Source organism: Rheinheimera sp., from assembly GCF_020217005.1.
Lineage (GTDB): Bacteria > Pseudomonadota > Gammaproteobacteria > Enterobacterales > Alteromonadaceae > Pararheinheimera.
On sequence record NZ_JAIWOI010000363.1, the window covers coordinates 1 to 10,000 of the forward strand.

Sequence of the window (10,000 nt, forward strand, 5' to 3'; positions counted from 1 at the left end):
CAGGGATTCGAACCCCAGAATGGCGGGATCAAAACCCGCTGCCTTACCGCTTGGCTATACCCCTGCAGAAACTGCAGAATTCTTACTTGCTTGGTGCGGAAGAAGAGACTCGAACTCTTACGCCTCGCGGCGCTGGAACCTAAATCCAGTGCGTCTACCAATTTCGCCACTTCCGCTAACACTGAACGAACAAATTAAGTGGTGGCTACAGCGGGAATCGAACCTGCGACCCCAGCATTATGAGTGCTGTGCTCTAACCAGCTGAGCTATGTAGCCACTATGTCTTAGTTGTCCTAAGCAAGTGGCGCGTATTATGCTCATCAGGCTTTTTTGCGTCAACCGTTTTTTTACCACATCTTTGTCTATTCGGTTTGTTTGCTGGTTTTCTATGCAAGTTGATGCCAACACAGTCAGTTTTTTCGCTTTTTCCGCTGCTCGTTTGGGATTATACGACTGATGGGGTAGTATCGGTTTGTACTTAATAACTAAAAAATAAGCTGCTTTTGTAAAGAGCAAGCCAGAGGAAAACCCATGTCCACAGAGGTAAAACAGGCCCGTTGGCCGCGACAAATCCCCTACATTATTGCCAGTGAAGCCTGTGAGCGCTTCAGCTTCTACGGTATGCGCAATATTTTAACGCCATTTTTAATGACGGCTTTGCTGTTGGCTGTGCCAGAGCACCTGCGAGCAGGCGAAGCCAAAGACGTATTTCACTCTTTTGTCATAGGCGTCTATTTTTTTCCTTTATTAGGAGGCTGGTTAGCCGACCGTTATCTGGGTAAATACAACACTATTTTATGGCTGAGCATAGTGTATGTGATTGGGCATTTGTTTTTGGCCTTGTTTGAAACCAGCAAAGAGGGCTTTTATACCGGCTTGTTTCTGATAGCGTTGGGGTCGGGGGGGATTAAACCTCTGGTGTCGGCTTTTATGGGCGATCAGTTTGACCAGAGCAATAAAAAGCTTGCGCAAAAAGCTTTTGATATCTTTTACTTCACTATTAACTTCGGCTCCTTTTTCGCATCTTTATTAATGCCGCTGACGTTAAAACACTTTGGTGCTGCCGTGGCTTTTGGTATACCAGGCCTGCTGATGGCATTAGCTACCTTGTTTTTTTGGTTAGGCCGCAGTCGTTATGTGCATGTAGTACCTGAACCTAAAGACCCGCATAGCTTTTTAAAAGTAGTGAAAACAGCTTTATTGGCGAAAGAGCAAGGCAAAGCCAATAGCGGTTTGTATCTGGCGTTGGTTGGTGTAGCGTTGGCGATGTTTAGCTTAAGTCAGACACCGGTGTTGGGTTTTGTGGCTGCCTTTTGTTTAGCTTTAGTGCTGCTGATGGGCTTTGGTGGAGCTGGGGCTGCTATTCAGTTAGAAAGAGCCAGAGGTGTGCACCCTGATATAGCGGTAGACGGTGTGCGTTCAGTACTGCGTATTTTGATCCTGTTTGCTTTAGTGACCCCGTTTTGGTCTTTATTTGACCAAAAGGCTTCCACCTGGATTTTACAAGCCAATGACATGAGCAAACCGCACTGGTTTGAACCCGCCATGATGCAGGCGTTAAACCCGTTGTTGGTGATGCTGCTGATCCCTTTTAACCATATAGTCTTGTATCCGCTGTTAGAACGCTGTGGTGTGCGTATAACTCCATTACGCCGTATGGGCGCTGGTATTGCCTTTGCCGGTTTAAGCTGGATTGTGATCGGTTCAGTACAATTGGCGATGGACGGCGGCACTGTAATGTCTATTGTCTGGCAGGTCTTGCCTTATGCTTTGCTGACTTTTGGTGAAGTATTGGTATCGGCCACAGGCTTAGAGTTTGCTTACAGTCAGGCTCCAGCAGCGATGAAAGGCACCATTACCAGCTTCTGGCAGTTGTCGGTCACAGTAGGTAACTTATGGGTGCTGCTGGCGAATAACAGCATTCGCAGCGAAACAGTGTTGTCACATGTAGCCTCAACCGGCTTGTCGCAAACCGCCTTCTTGATGTTCTTTTTTGCTGGTTTTGCCTTACTGGCTGCTGCTGTGTTTGCCTTGTATGCCCGCAGCTATACGATGTTGGATAACTATAGACCCGTGAAATAGTGCTGCTTAGCCTTTAACATTCCTGTCAAAGGCTAAGCAGCTAATCCAGTTGATAAATAAACTCTTCAATCTCTGCTTGCCGTGCTTTTGCAAATCCTCTGTCCGTACCTACTTTACGAAAACCACATTTTTCCAATACCCGTTGTGAACCTGAATTATCAAAGGCGACATAGGCATAAACAGGTCGGGTAGTTTCGTGCTGCAGCAGTTGTGTCAGTGCTTTGGTGGCTATGCCTTGTCCCCAGAATTCTTTATCAATCCAATAAGTGATGCCAGCATCTCCTGCCATCACAAATTTCGCCACACTGCCCACAATCTGTTGCTCAATTCTGATAGTCCACATGCTGATAGTGGGGTCAGCTAAGTGGTTGGCATACTTCTCAAAATAAAGGCGGAAGTCAGTGCCACTTTCGGAAGTAAAAGCCGCCATCTGGTTTGCATCCTGATCCAGCTGAATTTGATAAAGACAGGGCAGATCGTCAGGTGTTGTTTTGCTCAGGCGGATGGGCATCTATGTTCCGGGATTTGAGTTGTATTCAGTGGACTGATCATAGAAGGATTAAGGCGGAACGCACCAGACTCAATCATGGTTCTGCTGCGTTCCGATCAATAAGTCCTAACGTCGTAGGCGACGCCAGCCCAGCATCATCAATAGCAAGAACCAGCTGCCGAAACCAGCAGCACCGCCGCCTCCACCACTATTGTCCTCGACCGGCGCCGGCAAAGCAGAGCGGGTTGGATCCAGTGGGTAGGCATCTGCACTGTCTGGCACGCCGTCATTATCGTCATCCGGGTCGGCATTATTGCCAATACCATCTTTGTCTGTATCCACGGATTCCTTTGGATCCAGCGAAAACGCATCAGCTGTATCGGCCACTCCGTCATTGTCATCGTCAGGATCGGAATTATTGCCTATGCCGTCTTTGTCTGTATCGACTGACTCAGTCGGGTCAAGAGGAAAGGCGTCATTCAGATCGGGCACGCCGTCGTTGTCGTCGTCCGTATCTGCGTTATTGCCTGTACCGTCTTTGTCTGTGTCAACCGACTCAGTCGGGTCAAGAGGAAAGGCATCATTCAAATCAGGCACGCCGTCGTTATCATCGTCTGGATCGGCGTTGTTACCTATGCCGTCTTTATCGCTGTCCACTGATTCGTTGGCATCATAAGGCAGTGCATCTGCTTTATCTTCGATGCCGTCATTGTCATTATCGCTATCCAGCGGGTTAGGGGTGCCGTCACTGTCGACGTCATTGTCGCCGCCAGCATTGGCTCCGATGGTGATCACCCCAGGCAGGATTTGCTGCATCTGATTGCCGTTTGCCTGAACAGCGGTCAGCCGGAGATCAAGTTGTTTTGTCTCTGCAGTTAAAGGCAGTTTTAACTTGTGTTGTCCGTCCTGCTCAGACTGATAAATCCGTCGCCAGTCATAGTCATCAGTTCTGATATCAAGCTCAAGGGCAACCAGAGGTGATGTTTCATCTGTGGTGATGGCCAGGCGCAGTTCATGATCAATACGGCTAACCACATCAGACTGCTGATTTTGATTAAATAACTGCATAGAGCTTAGTACAGGGTACTGCCCGTCAGCTTCAGACTGATAAGTCACAGTTAAGCCCGCGGATGAAGGGTTTTTTGGTGATTCCGGAACGTGAAGCTTCAGACTTTGACAATTAGCCGATGACCAATAGTGTGGGCCATAGTGGTACTCCCACAGAGTTTCTATATAGGTGGTATTGCCACATGTCAGCTCTGACTGTGTCTGCTCTGTGAAGGCTGCGTAGTTTAAATATTGATCCACCCATATTTTGGGTTGGTGAGGGATGTGCACCTGCAGTGGGGCTTCCCAAAAAGCAAAGTTACTTTGTTTATTCTGAGATGACATGGTAAGCCGTGAATACTTCAGCCCCGATGTGATAGGGATTTGGCTGAGCCCGGTATCCAAAGCCGGAATTAACTGCCCCTGTTCATCTGTAGCTGGATGTAATTTGACCACATGGCCTTGTTCAGAAATTGAAAAAGGACCAGTGCTCAGCACTCTTGCAGGTATAAAGCCCTCAATTGACATGGTCTTTAGCATTGGGGCTGTGAAGATATGACGTGTTTCACCCTGAAACAGGTAGCTGACTTTGTCTCCGGTTTTCACTGCTTCATTCCAGATTACAATAATGCCTGAACCACTGCCCAAATATTGCGGGCTGGCCAGTTCCTCCGGTAGGGTAATGTGAACCTGATCTTTGGTGGTGAAATCTGTTTGCTGTGTCTGATCACCTTGTCCTAAGGGCCCGTGCCAGGCGGTTTCATAAATTTCAGGGGACGCAGACTGTAAATTAGGCAAGTTCAGCGCCGCAAAAAAGCGCCAGTCGTCGGCCGGAAAACCACCCGTCATAAATTGTTGTGCCGGGGTAATACATTCAGGGCAAAAACTAAGAGTAAAAGTTGGCTCAATGATCTGTTGGCTGCCGCGATACAATGAAAAGGCTTCTGTTGATACAGATTGGCGGGAGAAATCAATAGCCTGGCCCGACAGTGTGGGTGGACTAAGCTTGTGATACTCGTTAAGTTCTGCTGTGTCGAGGCTGATTTTTTGATCCTGCTGAGCCAGTGGCTGCAGTGTTTTGAGCAGGTATCCGGAAATGATTGAGTACCTGCCTTCATTACCCCTTGGATCCGGTAAACGTGCATCTGCTATCAGGTAAGCTGGCGCCTCGCTGACATAACGTAACTTTTGCGTACCCGCTGTGCCAGACAAACCAAAAGCTGTAGTTTGTTGCCAATTCTTGTCGAATGCCCGGACGAAATGAAAGTGGCCTGAGTTTTCGACCGCCAGTTCATTGTACTTTTCAAAAAGGACAGGGAGTCTGAGTTGTTGATCTGTTAATGACAGTTCAATGGCAAAACTATGTACACCGGCACTGTTGACTGACAAAGGGATATCGGCCGTAGTGCTGCTAAAACTGAACGTGACTTTTTGCTGTTGTCCGGGCAGAAGCCTAAAGCTGGTTTGATCCAGACTCACTGCCATATAAGACGGCACATCGCTGGTGCTTAGTTTTATATCCAGGGGAGCAGAGGTTGGATTATGAACAATAAACTGACGGTTGCCTGTGAAGCTTGAGGTTTCAGCAGCAACACGCCCCAACAAAAATGCCTGAGTATCCAGATAGACACTTTGTTTTAAAGCATTCAGCACGTTCAGACGGCCAGCCCCTGTTTCCGCTGCATTGGCGCTGATCTTGTCGGCAGAATGCACCAGCTTGTGTTTAATTTGTGCCGGCGTCAGATTAGGGTCTGCCTGCAATAATAGGGCAGCAGCTCCGGCAACGTGAGGCGCGGCCATGCTGGTTCCTGTTTTGCTTTGGTAGCCGCCACCTGGTGTGGCCGCCATAATATCTGTGCCTGGCGCTGATAAATCTGGTTTCAGAAACGCAGCGTCCTGCAAAGGGCCGCGGCTGCTTGACGCATCTATTTGATCGTTTGCATTCGCATTGCTGACAGTGATGGCATCTTTTGCTGCGCCGGGAGAGCCGATTGACAGGTAGTCATAGTTATTACCTGCCGCTACGACTACAACAGCACCGCTTTGCACTGCTGCATTTACCGCCTGACTTAAAGGCGAGTGTTCATTACCGGGGCCACCCAGACTCAGGTTAATCACATCGGCACCGTCGTCAGTCGCCGGATCGCCGTCAGGGTCCAACGCAAAATCCAGCCCGGCCAGAATAGAGCTGTCGGTACCAAAACCGTCATCGCCTAATACCTTTACCGCAATCAGGCTGGCATCCGGTGCAACGCCATTGCCGTTGTTATCTTTACCCAGCGCAGTAGCGGCAACATGAGTACCGTGAGAGTGAATGTCAGTGACATCGTCATTGTTGGCAATGGTGTTACGGGCCGCCACTACTTTACAGCCGGCACCAATGCAACCCCCCAGCGCCGGGTGGGTATAGTCGACACCTGTGTCTAATACTGCAATCCGTATGCCCTGGCCGGTGATTTGACGAGCGTTGTTGTCTTGAAGCGCCCATACTTCTGGTGCTTTTACTTTGGGTACACTGTGCTGCAAAGTAACGCTATAACTTTGTTCAGGGAAAACCGCCAGCACACCGCTTATTGCTTTGAGCTGCTGCGGTTCTACATCACCTGAAACCACCAGGCTATTGGTCAGCAGGCTGAAGTGTTGCTCAACCTGCATTTTACCTGCTTGCGACAGCTGACGGATCACCTGCTGCTGAGCTTCTTCTATCTTGCCGGACAGTTGCTGCACAACAGAACTGTTGTTTTTTAAAGCCTGTATTTGTTGCTGAAGTGATATTGCCTGTGCCTGACCGGATGGGCCTTGTTTCGAAGCTGAGCGTTTTAATTCAGACTGTGCCAGTTGCGTTAACGCAGGGTACAAAGCCGGTTGCTTTAACATCACAATCCAGCGTTGTGTTGGTGGCTGGTAGTGAAGAATGCCTTGCTCTGACTTTTCAGTCAGGCTGTAAGTGCCAGCTTGCAACTGAGCAGCGCGAACTGCAAGCTCTGGTGTGACAGCAACAGCCTGGTGGCTTAACGCCAGCAATAGCCACGGCAGTGTGCGGGAAATATGTCCAGACATAACCATCCTTGATAGTGATTGATAAATCCATTTCCTTAATCCACCGAACAAGACTGAACAATATAAAGTCCGACAGTGGCACAAACTGGGAGTATAAGGTTGTACGATGAGAACTAAGAGGTTCTAAGCTACTGCATTCCGAAACATTTTTAAAGCAGCGTTGAATAAATAACAGACAAAATACGACGGAAAATTTAGAGTAAAAACAGCCAGCTAAAAAAGCGTAAATTCAGATTTCCGGCTTAGGGGTTGGTGCAATACTTGAGCTGGTTTTCGGGGTCGTTTTCGTTGTTGGTATTGTAACTTTGCCTTGCGTTTATACTTCTGTTATATTTTCGACGTTTTTTACAGCATGAAGGAGAGTTTGATGATTGTAATAATTACCCACCCGGTAAAGGCGACAGCGTAGCTTAAACTGTTACTTTTTTTGCTTTAACCAGCCTTTGCCCGGTGTTTATCGACCGGGATCTCTGAAAGCCAACTTATACGGTTTTTATAAGCCGTTTTCCCAGAGTTCCTAACCATTTTTTTACTGTGCGTGCAGTGTATTGCTGTGCGTAAAAGGAAATGAGATGAACTTACCTCCAACATTACAGCAACTGGGCTGGCAAGCATTTTTTCAGCAACAACTTAATTTGCAGGAATTTGAGCACTGCGTTATTGCCCGCGTAATTGCACAACATCGTTCCGGCTATGAGCTGGCGACAGCGCTGGGTCTGCGTAGCATAGCTATTAATTCTGCACTGCCTCAAATGATCATTGGTGATTGGCTGCTGCTGGATGAACATGGCCGCTTTGTGCGCTTATTGTCACGAAAATCGCTGTTTAAACGCAAAGCTGCAGGCAGCCAACTGGCTGAGCAGTTAATTGCAGCCAATGTCGATACACTGCTGATTGTCTGCTCGCTAAACCACGATTTTAATTTAAGCCGGATAGAACGTTACCTTGCGTTGGCGCATGACAGTGGAGCCGAGCCTTTGGTGGTGCTAACCAAAAAAGACCTTTGCCCTGATGCCGAAAGGCTGCAGAAACAGGTGCAGCAGTTAGACCCTTTGTTGTTGGTCGAAGCAGTTAATGCACTGGAGAGCGATAGCTGTAACGCACTTCGTCACTTGTACAGAGCTGGTAGCACCCTGGCTGTTGTAGGCTCGTCCGGTGTTGGCAAGTCTAGTTTGGTCAATACACTAACAGGTAGTGCCGGGCAGAAAACGGCCACTATCCGCCATGATGACAGCAAAGGACGGCACACTACCACGGCGCGATCTATGCATTTTACCGGTGAAGGCGCAGTGTTGATTGATACACCGGGTATGCGTGAGTTGCAACTGACAGAGTGTGACGATGGTATCCGTCGTACCTTTTCTGACATTGACGCACTAATGACAGAGTGTCGTTTTAGTGATTGCCAGCACAAAACTGAACCGGGATGCGCTGTTAGGCAGGCAATTGATGAGGGGACACTTGATACAAGACGGTTAGCTAACTTTCAGAAACTTAATGCTGAACAAGCCAGAAATAATGCATCGTTGCAGGAGCGGCGAGCCCGGGAACGACAATTTAGCAAAATGGTGAAGTCAGTGGTTTCTGCCAAGGCGAGGAGAACATAAGTAACCTTGATAAAGCCGCAAATAAGCTGCGTTATCACTAGTTGAGTAAGCAACACATGGATTGTATTTGGTGTTTTAGAGCAAATACAATCCAACAAAAAACCGGACTAAAAAGTCCGGTTTTCAAAGCTAACGTAAAACCTTAGCGTTAAACGTTAAACAAGAAATGCATGACGTCGCCGTCTTTACAGACGTAGGTTTTACCTTCCACGCGCAGTTTGCCTGCTTCTTTGGCGCCGGCTTCACCGTTACAGGCGATAAAGTCGTCGAATGACACCACTTGAGCACGGATAAAACCTTTTTCAAAGTCGGTGTGGATCACACCAGCTGCTTGTGGGGCTGTGGCGCCAACCGGAATAGTCCAGGCGCGTACTTCTTTAACACCAGCAGTGAAATAAGTGTGCAGGTTCAGCAGTGAATAACCACCACGGATCACGCGGTTTAAACCTGGTTCAGTTAAGCCCATAGACTCTAAGAATTCAGCTTTTTCGTCGTCTTCCAGCTCAGATATTTCTGATTCAATAGCAGCACAAACTGGTACTACGATAGCGCCTTCTTTAGCGGCAATTTCACGCACCACGTCTAAGTGTGGGTTGTTTTCAAAACCATCTTCCAGCACGTTGGCAATGTACATGGTCGGTTTGATGGTCAGGAAGTTCATGTAGGACACCAGCGCTTTATCTTCTGGTGATAAGTCCAGCTGGCGTAAAGTTAAGCCTTGCTCTAAATGCGCTTTTACTTTTTCCAGCACTTCCATTTCAGCTTTGGCGTCTTTATCACCGGCTTTGGCTTTTTTACTGACGCGGAAAATGGCTTTTTCAGCACTGTCCATATCAGCCAGTACCAGTTCCATATTGATGGTATCAATGTCATCTGCCGGGTCTACTTTATTGGCAACGTGGATCACGTTGTCGTCTTCAAAGCAACGTACCACGTGGCCGATGGCGTCTGTTTCGCGAATGTTGGCCAGGAATTTATTACCTAAACCTTCACCTTTGGATGCGCCTTTGACCAGACCTGCGATATCGACAAACTCCATGGTCGTTGGCAGAATGCGTTGCGGGTTTACAATAGCGGCCAGTTGGTTCAGACGTGGGTCCGGCACTGGCACCACACCTGTATTTGGCTCGATAGTACAAAACGGGAAGTTAGCCGCTTCAATACCAGCTTTTGTCAGTGCGTTGAACAGAGTGGATTTACCTACGTTTGGTAAACCAACGATGCCACATTTAAAACCCATGGGTGTTTCCTTTGTGCTGTAGACGGCAAAGCCGTACTGTTTGCGAACCGGACGCGCTTAAACTTTGTTTAAGCCGCGCTAAAACTATGTAACCTGTGCTGCGCTTTAATTAAGCCATCGCTTAACCAGAGCTCAAAACAACGCATCGATTCATCCAGAGCTTCGTCGATCAGCTTCTGTTCGGCTTGCGGTGCTTTGCCCAGCACATAACCTGTGACTAAATCTTTGTGGCCAGGATGGCCAATACCCAGTCGCAGGCGATAAAAATTGGCATTATTGCCCAGTTTACTGGTGATGTCTTTTAAACCATTGTGACCGGCATGGCCGCCACCCAGTTTAAATTTTGCTACGCCGGGCGCTATCGCCATTTCGTCGTGAGCCACCAGAATGTTTTCGGGTAAAAGTTTATAGAACTGCGCCATAGCTGCAACGGCTTTGCCACTTAAATTCATGTACGTAGTGGGAACCAGCAAT

6 protein-coding genes and 2 tRNA genes are annotated in these 10,000 nt (G+C 48.1%); 2 read left to right on the forward strand and 6 right to left on the reverse strand.

From position 1 onward, the window contains the following. Positions 1-91: 91 nt before the first annotated feature. Together LDL40_RS17975 and LDL40_RS17980 are read right to left on the reverse strand one after the other, a co-directional pair. A tRNA-Leu gene (locus LDL40_RS17975) sits at positions 92-176 on the reverse strand. 23 nt (positions 177-199) lie between these two features. Next, positions 200-276 (reverse strand) — tRNA-Met (locus LDL40_RS17980). Between the two features lie 255 nt (positions 277-531). Here LDL40_RS17980 and LDL40_RS17985 point away from each other — a divergent pair. Continuing rightward, positions 532-2,082 (forward strand): oligopeptide:H+ symporter, encoded by a 1,551-nt coding sequence (locus LDL40_RS17985; RefSeq protein ID WP_300996853.1) that lies wholly within the window; start codon positions 532-534, stop codon positions 2,080-2,082. Positions 2,083-2,122: 40 nt separating this feature from the next. Here the strand turns inward: LDL40_RS17985 and LDL40_RS17990 are convergent, their stop codons facing one another. Together LDL40_RS17990 and LDL40_RS17995 are read right to left on the reverse strand one after the other, a co-directional pair. Beyond that, complete coding sequence (locus tag LDL40_RS17990) at positions 2,123-2,593, reverse strand: GNAT family N-acetyltransferase (RefSeq protein WP_300996855.1); 471 nt, start codon at positions 2,591-2,593, stop codon at positions 2,123-2,125. 105 nt (positions 2,594-2,698) lie between these two features. Then, entirely contained in the window at positions 2,699-6,679 is a 3,981-nt protein-coding gene (locus tag LDL40_RS17995) for a S8 family serine peptidase (RefSeq protein WP_300996856.1), read from the reverse strand. Positions 6,680-7,251: 572 nt separating this feature from the next. Here LDL40_RS17995 and rsgA point away from each other — a divergent pair. Beyond that, entirely contained in the window at positions 7,252-8,286 is a 1,035-nt protein-coding gene (gene rsgA, locus LDL40_RS18000) for a ribosome small subunit-dependent GTPase A (protein WP_300996858.1), read from the forward strand. 148 nt (positions 8,287-8,434) lie between these two features. On the opposite strand, the gene ychF is transcribed toward rsgA, so the two are convergent. Next, positions 8,435-9,526, reverse strand: a complete 1,092-nt coding sequence (ychF, locus tag LDL40_RS18005; protein WP_300996860.1) for a redox-regulated ATPase YchF — start codon at positions 9,524-9,526, stop codon at positions 8,435-8,437. A gap of 68 nt (positions 9,527-9,594) precedes the next feature. Next, the coding region (gene pth / locus LDL40_RS18010; RefSeq protein ID WP_300996861.1) for an aminoacyl-tRNA hydrolase at positions 9,595-10,000 on the reverse strand (406 nt) is incomplete at its 5' end.

Bases quoted from the DNA above. Each gene is read 5' to 3' on its own strand.
- LDL40_RS17985 (WP_300996853.1), top strand. From the start codon at position 532: ATGTCCACAGAGGTAAAACAGGCCCGTTGGCCGCGACAAATCCCCTAC.
- LDL40_RS17990 (WP_300996855.1), bottom strand. From the start codon at position 2,593: ATGCCCATCCGCCTGAGCAAAACAACACCTGACGATCTGCCCTGTCTT.
- LDL40_RS17995 (WP_300996856.1), bottom strand. From the start codon at position 6,679: ATGTCTGGACATATTTCCCGCACACTGCCGTGGCTATTGCTGGCGTTA.
- rsgA (WP_300996858.1), top strand. From the start codon at position 7,252: ATGAACTTACCTCCAACATTACAGCAACTGGGCTGGCAAGCATTTTTT.
- ychF (WP_300996860.1), bottom strand. From the start codon at position 9,526: ATGGGTTTTAAATGTGGCATCGTTGGTTTACCAAACGTAGGTAAATCC.